Here is a 21,857-nt window from a genome sequence, read left to right as displayed (position 1 = left end):
CCTGCCATGCAACTTGACCAATCTGACGGCCATCGTAGCCCGACAAATTCGGGTTGTGCAATGCAGGAATTACCCGGCGTCTGACACAGCAACTATTTGTCAGCGTTCACTTACTTCACCGTCGACATAGCGCCAGAAACCGTGCTCGTCGCGGGTGAAGCGACTCGTCTCGTGGAGCCGGTAGGCACGCCCGCCGACCTTGTAGCGGGCCACGAATTCGACCTCCGCGTGCCGTTCGTCGAGCGCCGCGTGGCGCTTGACCGCGAGGCCGAGCCAGCGCGGCGCGTCGGGCGCATTCGGGTCCGCATCGAGATCGGCCGGGCAGGTGCGCGCGTCCCAGGTCGCGCGCAGGTAGCCGGTCGCGCCGAGCACGTATGCGCTGTACCGCGAACGCATCAATTCGAGCGCGGTCGGTGCGGCTTCGCCGCCGTCGATGAAGCGGCCGCAGCAGGCCGCATAGCGCGGCGCCGGGGCTTTGCCGGCAGGAACGGGGGACGCGCCGCCGCACGGGCACGCGTCAGGTCGGTTCAAAGTCATGCGAATCGTGAATTAACGACGCCGGGTTGTGATGCCGGCTTACCAGCTCAGCTCGACGCCGTCGTACTGGAAGAAACGGCCGTTGGCCTGCGAGATGTCCGCGCCGGCTTCGGCGATCACGCGGCGCATGCCGGTCACGCTGGTTTCCGGATCGATCGCGGCCTGCGCGCCGCCCATGTCGGTGCGTACCCAGCCCGGATGGAGCGAGATGCATGCGGCGTGGCGCGTCTGCAGCGACGCGATGCGCAGCACGTCGTTCAGCGCGGCCTTGCTCGCGCGGTACAGCCAGCCGGTCGTGCCGGTCGCCTCCGCGATGCTGCCCATCCGGCTCGACACGACGGCCAGCACGCCGCGCGCATCCTCGACGAGCGGCAGCAGGATCGGCAGCAGCTGCATCGGCCCGCGCACGTTCGTATGCATGACCGTGTCGAAATCCTCGGCGCCGATCGTCTCGACGCCTTCGGTGCGCGGCCCGTACACGCCCGACACCAGCACGGCCGCGTCGAGCCGTTCGCCGTCCAGCTTCCAGCCGAGTGTCGCGATCTGCTCGGGCTGCGCGATGTCGAGCGCGTGCGCATGCGCGCCGAGCTCGCGCAGCGCGGCGAGCGATGCGTCGTTGCGCGCGGTCGCGATCACGTTCCAGCCGTCGCGCCGGTATTGCCGGACGAATTCGCGGCCCAAGCCGCGCGATGCGCCGACGATCAGTACGGTTTTCATGTTCGCCGCTCCTTTGCATGGCACCGCCGTCGCGGCAGTGCCGGTGTCAGGTCAATTCGACGGTCGTCGCGTGCAGCCGCGCTGCGCGGCGGCACGCGACGACCGCATGCAGCACGTCGATCGGCCCCCGGACGCGCGACGCGGCCGGGGGCAGGTTGCGTCGGCAGCCGCAAGCCGCGCGGCGGGCGCGCCGGTTACTTCGCGTCGCCGCACGGCTTCAGCGTGTCGGCGACCGCCTGCGCGACGCCTTCGAGCCGCGCGGCATCCGCCGCGACCATGTCGTTGTCGGGGGCATGCTGGCCGCGCGCGGTCAGCGCCGCGACGCAGCGCTGGTAGGTGTCGTCGAGCGCGTCGAAGTTCGACACGGCCATCCCGAGGTTGCGCATCCGCCCGTCGTGCACGCCGTAGACGAGCCCGTGCACGGTCAGCGACTGGCCGCGCGCCCACGCGTCGTTGACGATCGTCGTGCGGCACACGTTGACCACCTGCTCGATCGAATTCAGTTCGATCAGGCGGCGATAGCGCGCTTCGCCGACCGGCCATTCGTCGAGCAGTGCCGCGTGACGCTCGCGCACGTCCTGCACGTGGTGCAGCCAGTTGTCCGCGAGGCCGACGCGGCGGTTGTGCAGCGCCGCGTTCACGCCCGAGCAGCCGTAGTGGCCGACGACCATGATGTGCTTCACGCGCAGGATGTCGACCGCGAACTGGATCACCGACAGGCAGTTGAGGTCACTGTGGACGACGACGTTCGCGATGTTGCGGTGCACGAACACTTCGCCCGGCGGCAGGCCGATGATCTGGTTCGCGGGCACGCGCGAATCCGAGCAGCCGATCCACAGATATTCCGGCGCCTGCTGGTCGGCGAGACGCGCGAAGAAATCGGGATCGTCGGCCAGCTGGCGCTTGACCCAGGCGTCGTTGTTGTCGAACAGGTGTGAAAGCGGATTGTCTTGAATAGTCATCGGTGTGGATTCCGTTGGCGGAAATCAGGTCGATTGGCGGTTTGAATCGGTTCGATTCGGTTCGATCAGGCCGTGTGTCAGGCCGCGCGCTGCGCGGCGCCTGCGCCGTCGCCGGCGTCCGGCGCCGCGTCGAAGCGCGCGGGGTAGCGCACGCTGAAACGCAGCGACACGTCGTACGGGTAAAAGTCGGGCAACTCGCCCTGCAGCAGCTTGTCCTTGCTCGCCTGCCACAGCGCGGGTTCGAAAAAGTCCGCGTGGTGCTTCATGAAGACCGTCCGCACGCGCGGGTCGCCGAGCAGGAACGGTCCGTAGGTTTCCGGAAAGATGTCGTGCGGGCCGACGGTATACCACGGTTCGCCGGACAGTTCGTCTTCCTCGTTGCGCGGCGGCGGCACGCGCCGCACGTTGCAGTCGGTCAGGTACTCGATCTCGTCGTAGTCGTAGAACACGACGCGGCCGTGGCGCGTGACGCCGAAGTTCTTGTACAGCATGTCGCCCGGGAAGATGTTGGCTTTCATCAACTCCTTCACCGCGTTGCCGTACTCCTTCACGCCGTGTTCGACGTCCGCGTCGGTGCCGTTCTGCAGGTACAGGTTCAGCGGCGTCATCCGGCGCTCGATGTACAGGTGCCGGATCACGAGGTTGCCGTCCTCGTACTCGAGCAGCGACGGCACTTCCTTCTCCAGCTCGCGCACGAGCGCATGGTCGAGCCGCGAGACCGGCAGCGCGACGCTCGAATACTCGAGCGTGTCGGCCATCCGCCCGAGCCGGTCGTGGCGCTTCACGAGCTGGTATTTCTCCATGATCTGCGCTCGGGTCGTTTCCTTCGGCGGCGGGAAGTGATCCTTGATGATCTTGAACACGTACGGGAACGACGGCAGCGTGAACACGAGCATCACGAGGCCCTTGATCCCGGGCGCGACGATGAAGCGGTCGCTCGAATGCGACAGATGATGCAGCAGGTCGCGGTAGAACAGGTTCTTGCCCTGCTTCTGCAGGCCGACCGACGTGTAGATCTCGGCTTTCGGCTTGCCCGGCATGATCGTGCCGAGGAACTCCACGTACGCGGACGGCACGCCCATGTCGACGAGGAAATACGAGTGCGAGAAGCTGAAGATGATCTGCAGCAGGTCGCGGCGCAGCAGCACGGTGTCGAGCGCAAGCAGGCCCGGGCGCACGTGGCGGATCGGCACCGCGAACGGCAGCACGCGATCGGCGTTGATGATGCGGCCGACGATATACGCGCTCTTGTTGCGGAAGAACAGCGACGACAGCACGTGGATCTGGAAATTCGGCGCTTCGTCGAAGCGGCCGAATTCGTCGTCGATCGCCTGCATCACGCAGCCGATGTCGCGCGCGAGATCCTCGAACGGCGGCTCGAGCTGGAAGTTCGTGACGATGCGCTCGAGCGTGGCCGCGACCCCGTCGGTGCCCGGGTAGTACGCGCGATAGGTCGGCTTGGCCGCGGGTTCGTCGTTCTCGAGGTATTCGGTCGAGATCGCGGGGCGCACGAAGATGAAATCGTTGCTGAAATACGAGCGGTGCAGGATCTTGCAGCACACCGAATTGAAGAACGTTTCCGCGCACTCGGGCTGGCGGTGCGACGTGAGCAGGCCGATGTAGTGCAGCTTGATCTGTTGCCACACCTCGTCGTCGATGTCCTCCGCGTCGTACTCGTCCTGCAGCACCTCGACGCATTCCTTCACGCGATCGTCGTACGACGTGATCCGCTCGCGCGCGAGCCGCTGCAGCCCGTGCCAGTCGGTGCGCTCGTATAGCGTCTTCGCTTCGACGGCCGCTTCCCGGAAGATCCGGTAGTGGCGGTCGAAGTATTCGAGCATCGTCTGCGCGACGTCGAAACCGATCTGTGACGACAGCAGCTTGGGGAAGTGATTCATTGCGTGCAGGCTCGTTCGAGAGGGACTGTAAGCACTCGCCATTTTAGCGCCCAAGTCGGCGTTTCAATGATTTTCGGGGTCCGGCGCCAAGCGCCGTCAGTGCGCGGGTTGTGCGCCGTTGCCTGCCGTTCGGGGCATCTTCGCGTAAAGATACGGGTACGGATCGGATCCTGACACGAACTTTTTTTGACCGGCCCGCCCCTGCGCGGCACGCATTTCGTGCGACGGCGATAGAATCGACGCGATGCCCGCCGCGGCCTGCCGCCTGCGCGCGCCCGGCCCGTGCGCCGGGCCCCGCATTCGTACCGATAACGACGAGACACCCCCACCGATGAACGCACTGGAACACCAACTCGACTATCCCTTCGCCGACACGCTGCCTGCCGCGGGCGACACGTTCGAGGTCGCGCCCGGCGTGCGCTGGCTGCGCATGCCGCTGCCGTTTTCGCTCGACCACATCAACCTGTGGCTGCTGCGTGACGAGATCGACGGGCAGGCCGGCTGGACGGTCGTCGATTGCGGGATCTCGTCGGACGCGATCCGTACGCACTGGGAAGCGATCTTCGATCGGCATCTCGACGGGCTGCCGGTGCTGCGCGTGCTCGTCACGCACTGCCACCCCGATCACTTCGGCCTCGCGAACTGGATCTGCGAGGGCGGCGACCAGGGCCGCTGGAACGCGCGGCTGTGGATGACGCTCGGCGAATACATGTTCGGCTGCCTGATGGCGGCCGGCAACGGCTCGAACGCAGGCGGCGCGGCCGCGGCCGATCACTTCGCACGGCACGGGCTGACCGATCCGGTCGCGCTCGACAAGCTGCGCAGCCGCCGCAGCTACTACTCGGATCTCGTGCCGGCCGTGCCGCCGCGCTACCGGCGCCTGCGCGAAGGCGACGCGGTGACGATCGGCGCGCGCACGTGGCGCGTCGTCACCGGCTACGGCCATTCGCCTGAACATTGCGCGCTCCACAGCGAAGCGGACGGCGTGCTGATCTCCGGCGACATGGTGCTGCCGCGCATCTCGACCAACGTGTCGGTGTTCGATCTCGAACCGGAAGCGAACCCGCTCGCGCTGTACCTCGAATCGCTCGGCCGCTACGAGACGATGGCGCCCGACACGCTCGTGCTGCCGTCGCACGGCAAGCCGTTCCGCGGCGTGCGCACGCGCATCGCGCAACTGCGTGCGCACCACGACGCGCGGCTCGACGAAGTGCGCGTCGCCTGCGCGGCGCAGCCGGCGAGCGCGGCCGACATCGTGCCGATCATGTTCCGCCGCCGCGAGCTCGACATCCACCAGATGACCTTCGCGCTCGGCGAGGCGCTCGCGCACCTGAACCTGCTGTGGCTCGCGGGCGAGCTCGTGCGCGAGCAGGGCGACGACGGGGTGATTCGCTACGCGCGGGCCTGACCGCCTTGGTCCGCCCGAGTCCACCTTCGCCGCCGTTGTTTCCGTTGCAATTGCCATACGATCCATGCCGCGCAACTTCAGTCTCTCCGACCTCATCACGCTCTCGACGATCCAGGCCCTGGCCGACGCGAAATCCTTCGAGCGTGGCCGAGCCTACTATCGCGACGGCGCGGTTTCGCGACTGACCGAACGCGATGGCGAGCTGTCGGCGACCGTGCGCGGCACGTATCGCTATTGCGTCGAATTCGCGGTCGGCGACGACGATACGCTGCACCATGCATGCAATTGCCCGGTCGGCGACGATGGCGCGTTCTGCAAGCATGCGGTGGCGGTCGCGCTGTCATGGCTCGAGAACGGCGGCGAAGCGGTTTTCCACGACGAGGAACGCGAGCCGGCGCGGCCGCGGCGCAAGCGCAAGACGCACGCGGAGTTGATTCGCGACCATCTGGAGACGCTCGACGAGCACGCGCTGCGCCGCTGGCTGCTCGACGCGGCCGAGCGCGACCGATCGTTGCGCGACAGGCTGCTGTTCGACGCACATGCGGCGCAAGCCAGCGACCTCCCGGGCCTGCGCGCCGCCGTCCGGCAAATGGCCCGCGTCTCGCGGCCGCTTGGCTGGGACGAGGCGCACGTGTTTGGAGAACAGCTGTTCGAGCTGGCCGCCATGCTGCGGCGGCAGCTGGCCGGTTCCCATGCCGCGCAGGTCGTCGAACTGGCCGAACTCGCGATCGCCGACGCGGAAGCGAGCCTCGAACAGATCGACGACTCCGACGGTAGCGTGGCGCCGGGCATCGGCGAGCTGGCCGGTCTGCATCTCGATGCATGCATCCAGACGCGGCCGGATCCGGTAAAGCTCGCCGATCGCCTGTTCGGCCTGCAGGCTCGCGGCCAGTGGGATACGTTCCGGGATGTACTGCCTGCCTATACCGAGGTGCTGGGCGACGCGGGATTGACACGCTATCGCGAACGCGTCGAGGAAGCCTGGGCCGTGCTGCCCGCGCGGCCGCTGGACAAGCGCGACCAGTACGCGCATGACGTGGTGCGCCACAATCTCCAGCACGCGATGGAGGCGCTCGCGAAACACGACGGCGACGTCGATGCACTGATCCGCATCTGGTCGACGGATCTGTCCGCGTCGTACCGGTATGCGCAGATCGCGGAACTGTGCGCGGCACACGGACGTTTCGACGAAGGGCTGGCGTGGGCCGAACGCGGGATGCGTGAGATGAAGGACCGGTACGACGATCGGCTGATGGGCTTTTGCATCAACGAGCATTTGCGGCGGCGCGCGTTCGATCGGGCGGACGCGCTCGCGTGGGAGCGCTTCGCGGATCATCCGACGGCCGACGCATTCCGCGCATTGATGAAGGTCGCAAAGCGGACGGGGCGGGGCGCTACCGTGAAAGCGCGCGCGATCGCGCATCTGCAGTCTCTTGCCTGCAAGCGCGAAGCAGTGGGGGAACCCCGCACCGGCGCACGGCGCTGGGAGCCGCCGCCGCGCACCGAGCTGGTGAAGCTGTTGCTCGCGGAGCAGGATGACGCCGCGGCGTGGGATGCGTTTCAGGGCGGCCCGGTCGAAGTTGGCGTGTGGCCTACGCTGGCGGCGGCGCGTGCGAAGACGCATCCGGAGGATGCGATCGCGCTCTATCACCGGTTGCTGCCGTTCGCGGTCGAGCGTGGTGCGGGCAGTGCGCGTTACGACGAGGCGTTCGGTGTCGTGCGCGATATCCACGCGCTACGGGTCGCACATCGACAGCTTGCGGTATTCGACGCGGAACTCGACGAGATTCGCAAGGATTACCGCGCGAAGCGCAATTTCATCAAGTTGCTCGAGAAGCTTGACGCGTGATTTGACGGCCAGGCTGAGGAAGGTGTGGAAATGAATATCGATCTTCAGGCAGTCGACGACGCCGTGCTCGCGCTCCTGCATCTGACCCTGCACGACGGCAATCGCGCTTGGAAAAGTTTCGATTGGGATGTGCTGAATCGCTTGCACGCGCGCGGTTTGATCGGCGACCCGATCAACAAGACGAAATCCATCGTCCTGACGGATGAAGGCTTGCGGGAATCGGAGCGCCTCTTCAGGCTGCAATTCGTCGATTCGCGCGGCGCGCATACGGACAAAGGATCTTGAGCGCGCGTCACGCGGCGGGTTCGTAGCGCCACGCGTCGCGCTGCCATTGCATCGTGTGCGTCGGTTCGAGCGCCGCGAGCAACGCGGCGCCGTGCGACGCGACCACGATCGCGCGCACCGATTCGAGATCGAGGTGATGGGCCGGCTCGTCGAGCAGCAACCGCTGCGCGGGCGTGCCGCGCCACAACGCATACGCGAGCGCGGCCTGCAGCCGTTCGCCGCCGCTCAGGCGCTGCACGGCGGCGGCGGCGGGCGGCAAGCAACCGGCGAGCATGCCGTCGCTTGCGCGCCGCGCACGGTTACTGCACGGCGACGGTCGTGAAGTTCTGCCGCCCGAACGGGCTCACGCGATAGCCGCTCACGTTCGCACGCGTGAGCGCGGCCGCGGTCGGGTAGCCGAGCGGAATCCACAGCGCCTGGTCGTGGATGATCTTCTGCGCCGCTTCGTACAGCTTCGCGCGCTTGGCCTGGTCGGCCGTCGACTTGCCGTCGGCGATCAGCTTGTCGAGCTGCGCGTCGCAGAAGCGCGCGAAGTTGATGCCCGACTTCACCGCGTTGCAGCTGAACAGCGGCGACAGGTAGTTGTCCGGATCGCCGTTGTCGCCGGCCCAGCCCATGAACAGCATGTCATGCTGGCCGAGCTTCGCCTGCTTGATCAGCTCGCCCCATTCGATCACCTTCACCTCGGCCTTCACGCCGATCTTCGCGAGATCGGCCTGCAGCAGTTCCGCGCCGGCCTTCGGGTTCGGGTTCAGCACGCTGCCCGTCGGGCGCGTCCAGATCGTCGTCGAGAAGCCGTTCGGGAAGCCGGCCGACGCGAGCAGCTGCTTCGCCTTCGCGGGATCGTACGGATATGGCGCGATGTCCTTCGCGTAGCTCCACGTGTTCGGCGGATACGGATTGTTCGCGGCCGTCGCCGTGTTGTCGAACACCACCTTCAGATAGGTCGCGCGATCGAACGCGAGGTTCAGCGCCTCGCGCACCTTGTCGTTGTCGAGCGGCTTCTTCTGCGTGTTCAGCGCGACGAACGCGGTCATGAACGCGGGCGTCTGCACGACCTTCAGCGCGCTTTCGCCCTTCGCGGCGAGCACGTCCTGCGGCTTCGGCGACAGCGCGATCTGGCATTCGCCGGCCTTCACCTTCTGCATGCGCACCGACGCGTCGGGTGTGATCGCGTAGATCAGCCGGTCGACCTTCGGCTTCGCGCCCCAGTAGGTCGGGTTCACGTCATAGCGGATCAGCGCGTCCTTCGTGTAGCTCTTCAGCACGAACGGGCCGGTGCCGATCGGCTTCGCGTTCAGGTCGGCCTGCTTGCCGGCCTTCAGCAGCTGGTCCGCGTATTCGGCCGAGTAGATCGACGCGAAGCCCATCGTCAGGATCGGCACGAACGTCGCGTTCGGCTCGTTCAGCACGAACTTCACCGTGTTGTCGTCGACCTTCGTGACCGACTTCACGAGCTTCACGAGCCCCATCGACTGCGCGTGCGGAAAGCCGCTCGCGCCGGCCACCTTGTGCCACGGGTTCGCATCGTCGAGCATCCGGCTGAACGTGAACACGACGTCGTCCGCGTTCAGCGTGCGGCTCGGCTTGAAGGTGTCGGTGGTCTGGAACGCGACGTTCGGGCGCAGGTGGAACGTGTACGTGAGGCCGTCGGCGCTGGCTTCCCACTTGTCGGCGAGCGCGGGCACGACCTTCTTCGCGGCTTCGTCGTACGACACCAGCGTGTTGAAGATCACGTCGGCCGAGGCATTGGTCGTGACGAGCGAGTTGTACTGCACGACGTCGAAGCCGTCCGGGCTCGATTCCGTGCAGACGGTGAGCGGCTTGGCGACGGCGAGGCCGGGAGCGGCGAGGGCGGCGAGGGCGGCGGCAATGGCGGCCGCGGCGAACAGCTTGACGTGCATAGGTTCTCCCATGTGACTTGTGATTTTTGCCGGGTGTCGGAATGCGGGCGCGGCTGGGTAGACGACGGGGGCGGCGCGGCTGGCGACTAGCATAACGTCAAAGCGTGCGACGCGTGAAAAAAGGCGCCGGAACGCGGTGAATTGAGCGAAAAACGGCTGCGTTCGCGACGGAATGCGTGTTGGGGCGGCGGGGTGACGGAGATGGGTGAGGCGACGAGGCGGGTGAGGCGAAGTGGCGGCCGGCACGCGCATGCGGCAAAGAAAGGCATGGCAGGCTCGACGGAATCGCGAGGATCGCGGCGGCGGCGCGCAACGTCAACGTAGTGGGCAGGACGGAAAAGGCCCGCGCGGATTCGCGCGGTACGGCGACGCCGATCAGGCAGCGTCCCGGCGCGAGATGTGCGCCGGGATCCACGACGCACTCAGTGCGCGCCGGCCTTCGGCTTGCGCGGCGCCTTCTCGAAGAGGCGGTCGTAGAGCCAGCGCGGCAGCACGTGCAGCACCTTCGCGACGACGCCCATCTGCCACGGAATCACGCGGAACGCGCTCTGCCGCGCGATCGCGCGCGCGGCGCGGGCCGCGAAGCGGTCGGCGTCCATCAGGAACGGCATCCGGTACGGGTTGTGCGCGGTCATCGGCGTGCGGATATAGCCGGGCGCGATCGTCACGACGCCGACGCCGGCCGGACGCAGTTCGACGCGCAGCGCCTCGAGATACTTGATCGCGGCCGATTTCGACGCGCTGTACGCGCCGGAACCGGGCAACCCGCGCACGCCGGCGACGCTCGCGACGCCGACCAGCGTGCCGTGGCGCGCGGCCGTCATCGGGCCGACGAACGGCTCGAAGGTCGCGACCATCCCGTAGTAGTTGATGTCCATCACGTCGCGGAACGCGGCGAGATCGCCCTGGCCCGTGACGGCGCCCTGGCTGATGCCCGCGTTCGCGATCACGACGTCCGGGCAGCCGTGCGCGGCGATGAACGACGCGGCGGCGGTGGCCAGCGCATCGGCGTCGCGCACGTCGGCGCAATAGACGGAGACGGAGAGCCGGGGAAAGCGTCGCGCGAACGCATCGAGGGCATCGGTGCGGCGCGCGACGAGGGCGAGTGTGGCGCCCTGGCGGGCGTATTCCTCGGCCATCGCGAGGCCGAGGCCGCTCGACGCGCCGGTGATGAAGACCTTCAGCGGAGTAGTCATGCCGGCGCGCGGGCGGGGATCAGAGCTTCTTGTCCTGAACCTGCTTCACGAGATAGTCGAGCACCTGGGCGGTGCCCGGGATGCTGTTCGTGTAAGCCGGGCCCGTCTTGTACTTGCCCTGGACGACGACCGTCGGCACGCCGTCGATCGCGTAGTTCTTCAGCAGCTCGGCCGACTGCTTCACCTGGCCCTGCACGCTGAACGAGTTGTACGCGTCCATGAACTGCTTCTTGTCGACGCCTTGCGTCGCCAGGAAGTCGGCCTGCGCCTGCGGCGTCAGCAGATAGTTCTTCTGCTTGTGGATCGCGTTGAAGATCGCCGGCGTGACTTTCTCCGAGATGCCGAGCGCGGACACCGCGTAGTACAGCTTCGAGTGCGGGATGAAATCGTCGCGGAACGCAACCGGCACGCGCTTGAAGTCGATGTTGTTGCCCTGCTTCTTCACCCAGGCCTCGATCGTCGGCTCGAATTCGTAGCAGTGCGGGCAGCCGTACCAGAAGAACTCGATGACCTCGACCTTGCCGGCCGGCGCGGACACCGGCTGCGGCGACTTCATCACCTCGAAGTCCTTGCCGGAGGCCGGCGCGGCGGGCGACGCCTGGGCGAAGCCGGCAGCGGCCAGGCCCAGGGACAGAAGGAGCGTGCTAAGCAGTTTTTTCATGTTGTGGACGTCGAATCAGTTGCTCGGGTTACGAAACGTAACGGGTTCTGCGTGGGTGCGGCCGGTTGCTTACTGCTTCGTGAAGCGGATCACCGCCGTATCGACACCTGCATCGGACAAGCGCTGACGGGCCGAGTTCATCTCCTCGAATTTCGAGAACGGGCCGACGCGCACGCGGAAATAGGTCACGCCGCTGACATCGCGCTTCGACACCTTCGATTCGAAGCCCTGGAAGCCCAGCCGCGCGCGCTGCTGCTCGGCGTCGCCTTCCGTCTTGTACGCGCCGACCTGCAGGAAGTAGCCGGTGTTCGCGTCGTTCGCGGTCGGCGGCTTCGCTGCCGCGGCGGCCGTCGCGGACGACGTCGGCTTCGGCGTGTTGTTCGCGACCTGCTGCTGTTTCTGCGCGGCAGCCTGCTGCGCCTGCTTCTGCGCGGCGAAGCGCGCGAGGTCGTCCTCGCCGCCTTGCTGCTGCTGCTGCGCCTTCTTCGGCGGCGGCGTGTTCTCGGCCGGCTTCGGTGCGACGGCGACGCCGTTGCCCGACGACGCATTGTTCGACGCGGTGGTGTTGCTCGAGCCGCTGGAGGCGCCGTTCGCGTTGCCCGACGGCGGCACTTCGACGATCTGCGGCTCGGGCAGCAGGCCGCCCTGGGTCTGGTTCGCGGCCTGGCCCGGCGCGGTGTTGGGCGGCGCGGGTTGCGCGGCTTGCGGCACCGGCTGGCCGGGCGTCTTGCCCTGCAGCGCGCGATTCGGGTCGAACTGCTGCGGCTGGCTCGCGCCGGTGTCGGCCGGCGGCGGCGCGACCTTCGACACGAACGGCGACGGCGAACGCGTGATGTAGAGCGCCACCACCACCGCGATCGCGAGGCCGACGATCAGGCCCAGCACGATTCCAAGAAATGTCCCTCCGGCTTGTTTCGATTGCTTCGAAGTTCGGCGTGGTTGTGCCATTGCTTGAGTCACCTGCAAAAAGAATCGTGAAAAGGCTGCGACGGGCATCCGGCGACGGGCATCCGGCAACGGGCGCTGCCGCGGCCATTTGCAGCCCGGTTCGGGCCGCTTACATCGTTACATCTTGGCGGGCGCGGACACGCCGAGCACCGCCAGGCCATTCTCGAGTACCTGCCGGGTTGCGGCGAGGAGCGCGGCGCGCGCGTTGCGCGGCGCTTCGTCGTCGACCAGCACGCGCTCCGCATTGTAGAACGAGTGGAATTCACCAGCGAGATCGCGCAGGTAGAACGCAACCGCATGCGGCGCCAGTTCGTTCGCCGCGTGCGTGAGCATGTCCGGATACTCGGCGAGCTTCTGCATCAGCGACACGGCCTGCGGGCTCGCGAGCTGCGACAGGTCGGCGCCCGGCAGCTGCGCGGCTTCGACGTTGTAGCGCGACTTCAGTTCGTTCAGCACCGAGCAGATCCGCGCGTGTGCGTACTGGACGTAATAGACCGGGTTCTCGTCGTTCTGTTTCAGCGCGAGATCGATGTCGAACACGAACTCGGTATCGGCCTTGCGCGAGATCAGGAAGAAGCGGACCGCGTCGCGGCCGCGCGTGATGGTCGCCTCGTCGATCAGGTCGGGTGCGGCTTCCTGGCCCGGCACCGCGCCGCCCGACCATTCGATCAGGTCGCGCACCGTCACGTAGCTGCCCGCGCGCTTCGACAGCTTCACTTCCTGGCCGTCGCGCATCACGGTGACCATCTTGTGCAGCACGTAGTCGGGATAGCCCTTCGGGATGCCGACGTGCAGCCCCTGCAGGCCGGCGCGCACGCGCGCGATCGTGCCGTGGTGGTCCGAACCCTGGATGTTGATGACCTTCGTGAAGCCGCGCTGCCATTTCGTCACGTGATACGCGACGTCCGGCACGAAGTACGTGTACGTGCCGTCCGACTTGCGCATCACGCGATCCTTGTCGTCGCCTTCGTCGGTCGTGCGCAGCCACAGCGCGCCGTCCTGCTCGTAGGTCATGCCGGCCTTGACCAGCGCGTCGACCGTCTGCTCGACCCGGCCTTCGCTGTACAGCGACGACTCGAGGTAGTACTGGTCGAATTTCACGCCGAACGCCTGCAGGTCCATATCCTGCTCGTGGCGCAGGTACGCGACCGCGAACTTGCGGATCGCGTCGAGATCGTCGATGTCGCCCGCGCCCGTGACCGGCTCGCCGTCTTTTGCCGCGACCGTCTCGCGGTTCAGGTAGTCGCGCGCGATGTCGGCGATGTATTCGCCGTTGTACGCGGCCTCCGGCCAGCCCGCGTCGCCCGGTTTCAGGCCGCGCGCGCGCGCCTGCGTCGAGATCGCGAGGTTGCCGATCTGTACGCCCGCGTCGTTGTAGTAGAACTCGCGGTGCACCGCGTAGCCCTGGCTCGCGATCACGTTCGCGAGCACGTCGCCGAGGGCCGCCTGGCGGCCGTGGCCGACGTGCAGCGGGCCGGTCGGGTTGGCCGACACGAATTCGAGCAGCACTTGCTTGCCCTTTTCGCGGTCCGACGTGCCGAAGGCGCGGCCCTGGGCAAACACGGCGGCGATCACCGCCTGTTTCGCGGCGGCGCTCAGGCGCAGGTTGATGAAGCCGGGGCCGGCGATGTCGGCGGCGTCGACGAGGCCTTGCGCGGCCGGCTGGGCCGTGAGCGCGGCGACGATCTGCTCGGCGAGCTGGCGCGGGTTCGTGCCGAGCGGCTTGGCGAGCTGCATCGCGACGTTGCACGCGACGTCGCCGTGCGCGGCGACCTTCGGGCGCTCCAGCGTGATGGCCGGGGCGACGAACGCAGCGTCGGCGCCTTTCAGCGCGTGTGCGACCTGCGTGACGCTATCCGCGAGCAGGGCTTCGAGGGTCTGTTTGTGTGCTGGCAGCATGCTGGTAGAAGGCTTCGTTGGTGGCGGCCGGAAACGCCGGCCGGCCGGCGCGCTTTTTAAGCGCGCGTTTCAGGGATCGCAGAATTTTAACAGGTGCTAATATGCCGCTCAGGCGTCCCGCGTCCGCGAGGCCGGACGCCGGTTTGCCGGCGTCCCCCCAACCGCGCCGCGCAGGCACAACAAGATGAAAAGGGAATTGTCATGATTACGTTCAAGAGCAAGGCGGCACAGGATCTCGACGTGCTGAAGGATTTCGCTGTATACGTGCTGGGCCTCGTCGGCAAGCAACTGGGCGAACGCGGTGTCATTACGCACGACGAACTGGACCACGCGATCGCGAAGCTGGAAGGCGCGGTCGCGCAGGCGAAGCAGGAGCGCGCCGAGCACGCCGGCCATTTCCACGAGGATGACGCCGACCACGCGCACCACGAAGTGCCGCCGAGCCTGGCGCAGCGCGTCGCACCGTTCCTCACGATGCTGCGCGAAGCGAAGGCGGGCGAGGCCGACGTGCATTGGGGGTTCTGAGCGTCGTTGCCCGAGAGTACGAAAGGTTAGTAGTAAGACGAGAAAAAGCCCGCGCGAAGCGGGCTTTTTTATTTCGTCTGACCAAAGGGGCGGCGAGGTGCCCCGGCCGCATGCGGATCAGAGTTGCGGCGCGAGCGCGCGGCGCGCGTCGTCGAGCGACAGCGCCATCCGCTGCGCGTAGTCGTCGAGCTGATCCTGCCCGATTTTCCCGACCGAGAAGTAGCGGCTGTCCGGATGGGCGAGATAGAAGCCCGACACGCTCGCGGCCGGCAGCATCGCGAGCGAATCGGTCACGCTCATCCCGATCTCGTCCGCGCGCAGCGCGGTGAACATGTCGCGTTTCACGAGGTGATCGGGACAGGCCGGATAACCGGGCGCCGGGCGGATGCCGGCGTACTTTTCGGCGATCAGCGCGTCGTTGTCGAGCGTCTCGCCGCTCGCATAGCCCCACAGCTCGCGGCGCACGCGTGCGTGCATCGCTTCCGCGAGCGCTTCCGCGAAACGATCGGCGAGCGCCTTCAGCATGATCGCGCTGTAGTCGTCGTGGTCGGCTTCGAACTGCTTTTCCTTCACGTCGACGCCGAGGCCGGCCGTCACCGCGAACATCCCGATGTAGTCGGCGACACCCGATTCCTTCGGTGCGATGAAGTCGGCGAGCGAGCGGTTCGGGCGCATCACGCCGTCGACCACCGGACGCACGCTCTGCTGGCGCAGGTTGCGCCACGTGAGCAGCACTTCCGAGCGAGAGTCGTCGGTGTAGATCTCGATGTCGTCGTCGTTGACCGTGTTCGCCGGCAGCAGCGAGATCACGCCGTTCGCGGTCAGCCAGCGGCCCTGGATCAGGCGCGCGAGCATCGACTTCGCGTCGGAGAACACGCGCCGCGCCGATTCGCCGACGATCTCGTCGTTCAGGATCGCCGGGTACGGGCCCGCGAGATCCCAGGTCTGGAAGAACGGGCCCCAGTCGATGTAATTCACGAGCTCGTTCAGGTCGTAGTTCTTGAACACGCGGCGGCCGATGAACTTCGGCTTGACCGGCCGGTAGCCGGCCCAGTCGACCTTCGTCTTGTTCGCGCGCGCCTCGGCGAGCGTGACCATCGGCTGTGCCTTGCGGTTCGCGTGCTGGTCGCGGATCCGGTCGTAATCGGACTTCAGTTCGTCGAGGTACTTCGCCGCGCCTTCGTCCGACAGCAGGCTCGACGCGACCGACACCGAGCGCGACGCATCCGGCACGTAGACGACCGGGCCTTCGTAGTGCGGCGCGATCTTCACGGCCGTATGCACGCGCGAGGTCGTCGCGCCGCCGATCAACAGCGGAATCTTCTTCACGCGGAAGTAGTCGTCGCGCTGCATTTCGGACGCGACGTACGCCATTTCCTCGAGGCTCGGCGTGATGAGGCCCGACAGCCCGATGATGTCCGCGCCCTCGACCTTCGCCTTCGCGAGGATCTCGTTGCACGGGACCATCACGCCCATGTTGACCACTTCGAAGTTGTTGCACTGGAGCACGACCGACACGATGTTCTTGCCGATGTCGTGCACGTCGCCCTTCACGGTCGCGATGACGATCTTGCCCTTCGCGCGCACGTCGCCGCCCGCTTCCGCGAGCAGCCGCTTTTCTTCCTCGATGAACGGGATCAGGTGCGCGACGGCCTGCTTCATCACGCGCGCCGACTTCACGACCTGCGGCAGGAACATCTTGCCCTGGCCGAACAGGTCGCCGACGATGTTCATCCCGTCCATCAGCGGGCCTTCGATCACGTTGATCGGACGGCCGCCCGCCGCATCGATCTTCGCGCGCACTTCCTCGGTATCCTCGACGATGAAGGTCGTGATGCCGTGCACCAGCGCATGCGAGAGCCGCTTCTCGACCGGCTGGTTGCGCCACTCGAGGTTCTCTTCCTTCTTCGCGCCGCCGGCCTTGAACTTGTCGGCGATCTCGAGCAGGCGGTCGGTGGAATCCGCGCGGCGGTTCAGGATCACGTCCTCGACGTGCTCGCGCAGCTCCGCGTCGAGGTCGGCGTACACGCCGAGCTGGCCCGCGTTCACGATCCCCATGTCCATCCCCGCCTGGATCGCGTGGTACAGGAACACGGTATGGATCGCCTCGCGCACCGGGTCGTTGCCGCGGAACGAGAACGACACGTTCGACACGCCGCCGCTCACCTTCGCGTACGGTAGGTTCTGCTTGATCCAGCGGGTCGCCTCGATGAAGTCGACCGCGTAGTTGTTGTGCTCCTCGATGCCCGTCGCGACCGCGAAGATGTTCGGGTCGAAGATGATGTCTTCCGGCGGGAAGCCGACTTCGTTCACGAGGAAGTCGTACGAGCGCTTGCAGATCTCGGTCTTGCGTTCGTAGGTGTCGGCCTGGCCGGTTTCGTCGAACGCCATCACGACCGCGGCCGCGCCGTAGCGGCGGATCAGGTTCGCGTGGTGGCGGAACGCCGCCTCGCCTTCCTTCAGCGAGATCGAGTTCACGATCGCCTTGCCCTGCACGCACTTGAGGCCGGCCTCGATCACGTCCCACTTCGACGAGTCGATCATGATCGGCACGCGCGCGATGTCCGGCTCCGACGCGATCAGGTTCAGGAAGCGCACCATCGCCGCCTTCGAATCGAGCATCGCCTCGTCCATGTTGATGTCGATCACCTGCGCGCCGTTCTCGACCTGCTGGCGCGCGACGGCGAGCGCCTCGTCGAACTGGCCGTTGAGGATCATTCGCGCGAACGCCTTCGAGCCGGTGACGTTGGTGCGTTCGCCGACGTTGATGAAGAGCGTCCCGGACGTGACGTTGAACGGCTCGAGGCCGGCAAGGCGCATCATGTGATCGGTCATGGCGGTGCGAATTCGTGTGAAGTAGGGCGTTGATGCGGTCGGGTCAGGCGGCGTCGCTGTACTGGCTCGGCCAGCGGCGCGGTTTCACGTCGGCGAGCGCCTTCGCGATCTCGGCGATGTGTTCGGGCGTCGTGCCGCAGCAGCCGCCCGCGAGATTCACGAGCCCGGCCTGCGCGAATTCCTTCAGGAGGCCCGACGTGACGTCCGGCGTTTCGTCGAAGCCGGTGTCGCTCATCGGGTTCGGCAGGCCCGCGTTCGGGTAGCACGACACGTAGGTGTCGCAGAGCTTCGCGAGCTCGGCGATGTACGGGCGCATCAGCGCCGCGCCGAGCGCGCAGTTCAGGCCGAACGTGAGCGGCTTCGCATGGCGCAGCGAATTCCAGAACGCCTCGACCGTCTGGCCCGACAGGATGCGGCCCGACGCGTCGGTCACGGTGCCCGAGATCATGATCGGCAAGCGCTCGCCGGTGTCCTCGAACAGTTCGTCGAGCGCGAAGAGCGCGGCCTTCGCGTTCAGCGTGTCGAAGATCGTCTCGACGAGGAACAGGTCGACGCCGCCGTCGAGCAGCGCCTTCGCCTGCTGGTAATACGCGTCGCGCAGTTCGTCGAACGTGACGTTGCGCGCGCCCGGGTCGTTGACGTCCGGCGAGATGCTGGCCGTCTTCGGTGTCGGCCCGATCGCGCCCGCGACGAAGCGGGGCTTGTCCGGCGTTGCGTATTGGGCGGCCGATTCGCGCGCGAGCCGCGCGGATTCGACGTTCATCTCGACGACGAGGTCTTCCATCCCGTAGTCGGCCTGCGCGACCGTCGTCGCGCCGAACGTGTTGGTTTCGACGATGTCGGCGCCGGCCGCGAAGTACTGGTCGTGGATCTCGCGGATGATCTGCGGCTGCGTGAGCGACAGCAGCTCGTTGTTGCCCTTGATGTCGCGCGCGAAGTCCTTGAAGCGCTCGCCGCGATACGCGGCCTCGTCGAGCTTGTAGCGCTGGATCATCGTGCCCATCGCGCCATCGAGGATCAGGATGCGCGATTTCAGCAGCGCGGGCAGTTCGGCGCCGCGCGTGTAGGACGCGTCGGGCGGGGCGGAAGCGGCGAGAGGGGTCGCAGACATGGCGGAAGACCGGCGAAGACGGGAAAACCGTCATTGTAGCCGGTGCGCCGGGGCGCCGCCCGGCCTCGCGCGGCGCGGGGCGGGCGGCGCGGCACGCGGGTTGCGCACGCGCTCGGGGTGCAGGCAATCGTGCAGGCCTGGCGCGGCGCGGCGGGCGTTGCCTGCGCAACGAAGGCGCGCCCGGACGTGCAGGCGTCGCGCACCGGCCGCACCAAACGAAAACCCCCGCCCGGCGAACCGGACGGGGGCTTGGATCGGAGTGCTCGCGGTGCCGCGCCACGCGCGGCGAATGGCCCGGCGACGCGCCGGGCCGCGGTCGTCAGTGCAGGACGACGGGCATCATCATCAGGCTGTCGAACTGTCCGAGGAATTCGTCCACTTCGTCGAGCGACGGTTCATCCTCGATCAGCTGTTTCACGTGTGCGCGGAATCGCTCGGCGAGTTCGCCGTCGATGAAGATCTCGCGCTGCGCGTTCTTGTCGACGATTTCGTATCCGCCGGCATTCATCAGATGGTGACCGGCCTGCGGCGCAAATTCGACGACGCAGTAGTTGGGGCTGTTGTAGATCATTTGCATGGCGGCACTCCTCTTCGCAGTGGCATCTGGCCTTGTTGTCCCGTAGGTGGGGCAGGCCTTGCCGGTTTCAAGGGGCTTGCGCTGCACACCCCGTTCTCCCGTTTGCGTGGGGTGTATCGGTTGGAAGTCGATGTCTATCAAACGTTTCTTATTGTGAGCCGGTGTACTGAAATAGTTGTTAAAGAGTGTCATCGGCCATTTCCGCGAATGCTTTAATCGGTCGAAATTGCCGATCCGTCGATCGTCACGGCGCGGACGGCGTCGACACCGGTGCCGGCGATGCAGGCGGCTGCACGGGTTGTGCCTGCCCGGCGGCCGGTGCGACGGGCGCCGATGCCGTGACGGGCGCAGGTGCCGTGCCTCCTGCGGGTGCGACGTCGGCCGGTGCGTCCGGCGGCGCGAGCGGGCCGTGCCACAGCAGCTCGATCTGCGCACCGTTCGGTTCCGATTGTACGAGACGCGCGGGCAACCAGCCCAGCGACGGTGCGAGCCACATGTCGATGCGGCGCGTGTCGCCCTCGCGGCGCGGCAGCCGCATGAAGTGGCGTGCGCGGATGTTGCCGGCCTGCGTCTGCACGTTCTCGTCGCCGATCACCGTGATCGGCCAGGTCTCGCCGCTGTTGTTGTCGATCACGAAGAACTGCTGCGTGACGCCCGGCTGGTACGCGGACGGATTGCCGCGCAAGAGCCCCGACAACTGCATCAGCATGCTGAAGCGATCCTGCACGCCGTCGGGCAGCGGCGCGTTGTTCGGCGTGCGCGTGAAGACGACCTGGTGGATCTCGCGGTTGAAGATCGCGATGTCCTCGGGCCGCTTGCCGCGCTGTTCCACGTAACGGTCGGGCGCGACGCCGAATGCGTCGATGCGGCCCTCGCTGCGATAGGTGAACGGACCGACGAACGGCACGGGCATCGACACCGACAGATCGTAGGTGTGGCCGTCGGTGCGCCAGTGAATCGTGCCGATCATGTTCTGCATCCCGTTGTAGAACGTGTCGTACTGCAGATCGCCGGACGGCGGCGCCGAAAATTTCACGCCGTTCGTCGCGGGGCCCGGCGTCGCAGCGCCGCTGGCGTCGGCGGCCGATGCCGCATGCGTGCCGGATGCGCCCGACGTGCCGTTCGCGGCGGACGCGGCGGCCGGCGGCGGCTCGCCGTGCTCGGCCGTCTGCGTCGACGTCAGGACCGGTTCCTGCGACGGCGCGGGTCTGGGTGCGGCGGCGGCAGGCTTCGCGGCCGAGGGCGCGGGCTCGGCGGGATGCTCGACCGGCTTCGCTTCGGGCTGGCGCGCGATCGGCCGTGGCTTCAGCAGTTCGATCTGCACCGGTATCGCGGCGGGCGCGGGCGGCGTGAACGATTCGCGGTTGCGCGCGAGCCACAATGCCGCGAGCGCGTGCAGCACCAGCACGACGACGAGCGCGACGCCCGCGCGCAGCCAGTGGCGGGGCAGGGCATGACGAGGACGGGTGTCGGCAGGCGGCATCGGCGAAACGGAACAGGGTTGGGGCGATCGTGGCGAGTCGTGCGCGACGCGCGTCACAGCCATCGGACCGCCGGATGTGCCGCACGTTCGCGGGACATCGCACGGGTGTCGCCCCGCGCGTCAGGCGTCGCGCGCGTCCGGACTATAGCCGAGTTCGTAAGACAGTTTCTGCGCGCATGCACGCAGCGCGGTGTCCATCTCGCCGCCCCATGCGATGTCGAACATCCCTTCCTGGCCGAGCGCGACGACCGCGAGCGCGAGTTCGCCGACCGCATCGAACACCGGCATGCAGAACGCGTGGATCGTCGGCAGCAGCATGCCTTCGACGCGCGCGGCCTGATGGGCGCGCACGTCGGCGAGCACCGCGTCGACCTCGTCGAGCGTACGCGGGCCGACGTGATGCGGCGAGCGGCGCGTATCGGCGAGTTCGCGTTCGAGCATCGCCGCGGTCTTGCTGCGCGGCAGGTACGCGGCGAACAGCAGGCCCGTCGCGGAGCCGAGCAGCGGCATCACGTCGCCGAGCTTCAGCGACGCCTTCGCGGGATGGCTCGATTCCATCCAGTGCACGATCGTCGGCCCCTGGTTGCCCCACACCGCGATGCCGACCGTCTGGTCGACGCGGTCGCGCAATTCGGTCAGCGCGATCCGCGCGAGCTTCACGCCGTCGACGCGCGCGAGCCGCGCAAGCCCCATCTGCAGCGCGAAGCCGCCGAGCTCGTAACGGCCCGACACGGGATCCTGCGACACGACGCCGAGCCGCGAGAAGCTGACCAGATAGCGGTGCGCCTTCGCCGGGCTCATGCCCGCGCGTTGCGCGAGGTCGCGCAGCATCATCGCGCGCGGCTCGCTCGTCAGCACGTCGAGCAGGCGGAAGCCGACCTCGATCGACTGGATGCCGGAACGGAGCTTCTCGCCGCCTTCGCCGTGCTCGCCGGAGCCGGCGTCGTCGGTATCGGAATCAGCGAGGTCGTCGTCGGGAATCGGGCTGGCGGGCATGGGCAACGGGGGCGCGACAAGGCGGCAAGGGTCGGGACGAAAACGGCGTGCACGATCGTGACGCGC

Annotated in this window: 18 protein-coding genes and 1 pseudogene; 4 read left to right on the top strand and 15 right to left on the bottom strand. The window is 67.2% G+C overall.

Features of this window, described 5'->3' with window-relative positions; all coding sequences use genetic code 11:
* Window positions 1-99: 99 nt before the first annotated feature.
* From ACTJKF_RS22055 to aceK, 4 genes are all read right to left on the bottom strand, one after another.
* A complete protein-coding gene (locus ACTJKF_RS22055; protein ID WP_440626087.1) occupies window positions 100-537 on the bottom strand; it encodes a YchJ family protein in 438 nt (145 codons plus the stop codon).
* Between the two features lie 39 nt (window positions 538-576).
* The gene (locus ACTJKF_RS22050) at window positions 577-1,254 is read right to left on the bottom strand and encodes an SDR family oxidoreductase (protein WP_440626085.1); all 678 of its coding nucleotides are present in this window, start codon (window positions 1,252-1,254) and stop codon (window positions 577-579) included.
* A gap of 194 nt (window positions 1,255-1,448) precedes the next feature.
* Window positions 1,449-2,216, bottom strand: coding sequence for a carbonate dehydratase (gene can / locus ACTJKF_RS22045; protein WP_440626083.1), 768 nt, complete (start codon window positions 2,214-2,216; stop codon window positions 1,449-1,451).
* Window positions 2,217-2,293: 77 nt separating this feature from the next.
* A complete protein-coding gene (gene aceK / locus ACTJKF_RS22040; protein WP_440626081.1) occupies window positions 2,294-4,114 on the bottom strand; it encodes a bifunctional isocitrate dehydrogenase kinase/phosphatase in 1,821 nt (606 codons plus the stop codon).
* A 331-nt stretch (window positions 4,115-4,445) separates the two neighbouring features.
* Between aceK and ACTJKF_RS22035 the strand changes: the two genes are divergently transcribed.
* The 3 genes from ACTJKF_RS22035 (at window position 4,446) to ACTJKF_RS22025 (ending at window position 7,656) form a co-directional block, all read left to right on the top strand.
* Window positions 4,446-5,522, top strand: a complete 1,077-nt coding sequence (locus ACTJKF_RS22035; protein ID WP_440626079.1) for an MBL fold metallo-hydrolase — start codon at window positions 4,446-4,448, stop codon at window positions 5,520-5,522.
* Window positions 5,523-5,586: 64 nt separating this feature from the next.
* Window positions 5,587-7,371: an SWIM zinc finger family protein gene (locus ACTJKF_RS22030; RefSeq protein WP_440626077.1), complete on the top strand. Its 1,785-nt coding sequence runs from the start codon at window positions 5,587-5,589 to the stop codon at window positions 7,369-7,371.
* Window positions 7,372-7,401: 30 nt separating this feature from the next.
* Complete coding sequence (locus tag ACTJKF_RS22025) at window positions 7,402-7,656, top strand: DUF6429 family protein (protein WP_440626075.1); 255 nt, start codon at window positions 7,402-7,404, stop codon at window positions 7,654-7,656.
* 7 nt (window positions 7,657-7,663) lie between these two features.
* Here the strand turns inward: ACTJKF_RS22025 and ACTJKF_RS22020 are convergent.
* The 6 genes and pseudogenes from ACTJKF_RS22020 to argS form a co-directional block, all read right to left on the bottom strand.
* A pseudogene (locus ACTJKF_RS22020) lies at window positions 7,664-7,888 on the bottom strand (ABC transporter ATP-binding protein); the annotation flags it as partial.
* A 67-nt stretch (window positions 7,889-7,955) separates the two neighbouring features.
* Window positions 7,956-9,560 carry an ABC transporter substrate-binding protein gene (locus ACTJKF_RS22015; protein ID WP_440626073.1) on the bottom strand — a complete coding sequence of 535 codons (1,605 nt, stop codon included), beginning with the start codon at window positions 9,558-9,560 and terminating at the stop codon, window positions 7,956-7,958.
* Window positions 9,561-9,982: 422 nt separating this feature from the next.
* Window positions 9,983-10,756: an SDR family oxidoreductase gene (locus tag ACTJKF_RS22010; RefSeq protein WP_440626071.1), complete on the bottom strand. Its 774-nt coding sequence runs from the start codon at window positions 10,754-10,756 to the stop codon at window positions 9,983-9,985.
* A gap of 19 nt (window positions 10,757-10,775) precedes the next feature.
* Entirely contained in the window at window positions 10,776-11,417 is a 642-nt protein-coding gene (locus ACTJKF_RS22005) for a thiol:disulfide interchange protein DsbA/DsbL (protein ID WP_440626070.1), read from the bottom strand.
* Between the two features lie 69 nt (window positions 11,418-11,486).
* Window positions 11,487-12,365: an SPOR domain-containing protein gene (locus ACTJKF_RS22000; protein ID WP_440626068.1), complete on the bottom strand. Its 879-nt coding sequence runs from the start codon at window positions 12,363-12,365 to the stop codon at window positions 11,487-11,489.
* 117 nt (window positions 12,366-12,482) lie between these two features.
* Window positions 12,483-14,264: an arginine--tRNA ligase gene (gene argS / locus ACTJKF_RS21995; protein WP_440626066.1), complete on the bottom strand. Its 1,782-nt coding sequence runs from the start codon at window positions 14,262-14,264 to the stop codon at window positions 12,483-12,485.
* A gap of 201 nt (window positions 14,265-14,465) precedes the next feature.
* Between argS and ACTJKF_RS21990 the strand changes: the two genes are divergently transcribed.
* Complete coding sequence (locus tag ACTJKF_RS21990) at window positions 14,466-14,789, top strand: DUF1840 domain-containing protein (protein WP_009693452.1); 324 nt, start codon at window positions 14,466-14,468, stop codon at window positions 14,787-14,789.
* 117 nt (window positions 14,790-14,906) lie between these two features.
* Here the strand turns inward: ACTJKF_RS21990 and metH are convergent, their stop codons facing one another.
* The 5 genes from metH to ACTJKF_RS21965 form a co-directional block, all read right to left on the bottom strand.
* A complete protein-coding gene (gene metH, locus ACTJKF_RS21985) occupies window positions 14,907-17,624 on the bottom strand; it encodes a methionine synthase (RefSeq protein WP_440626064.1) in 2,718 nt (905 codons plus the stop codon).
* 43 nt (window positions 17,625-17,667) lie between these two features.
* Window positions 17,668-18,735 (bottom strand): homocysteine S-methyltransferase family protein, encoded by a 1,068-nt coding sequence (locus ACTJKF_RS21980; protein WP_440626062.1) that lies wholly within the window; start codon window positions 18,733-18,735, stop codon window positions 17,668-17,670.
* 319 nt (window positions 18,736-19,054) lie between these two features.
* Window positions 19,055-19,312, bottom strand: coding sequence for a BTH_I0359 family protein (locus tag ACTJKF_RS21975; RefSeq protein ID WP_006477667.1), 258 nt, complete (start codon window positions 19,310-19,312; stop codon window positions 19,055-19,057).
* Between the two features lie 244 nt (window positions 19,313-19,556).
* A complete protein-coding gene (locus ACTJKF_RS21970; RefSeq protein ID WP_440626060.1) occupies window positions 19,557-20,795 on the bottom strand; it encodes a DUF3108 domain-containing protein in 1,239 nt (412 codons plus the stop codon).
* 120 nt (window positions 20,796-20,915) lie between these two features.
* Complete coding sequence (locus tag ACTJKF_RS21965; protein ID WP_440626058.1) at window positions 20,916-21,791, bottom strand: IclR family transcriptional regulator; 876 nt, start codon at window positions 21,789-21,791, stop codon at window positions 20,916-20,918.
* Between the last annotated feature and the right edge of the window lie 66 nt (window positions 21,792-21,857).

It is taken from the genome of Burkholderia sp. 22313 (assembly GCF_052045245.1).
Taxonomy (GTDB): Bacteria; Pseudomonadota; Gammaproteobacteria; order Burkholderiales; family Burkholderiaceae; genus Burkholderia.
This window is presented reverse-complemented; position numbering and strand designations above follow the sequence as displayed.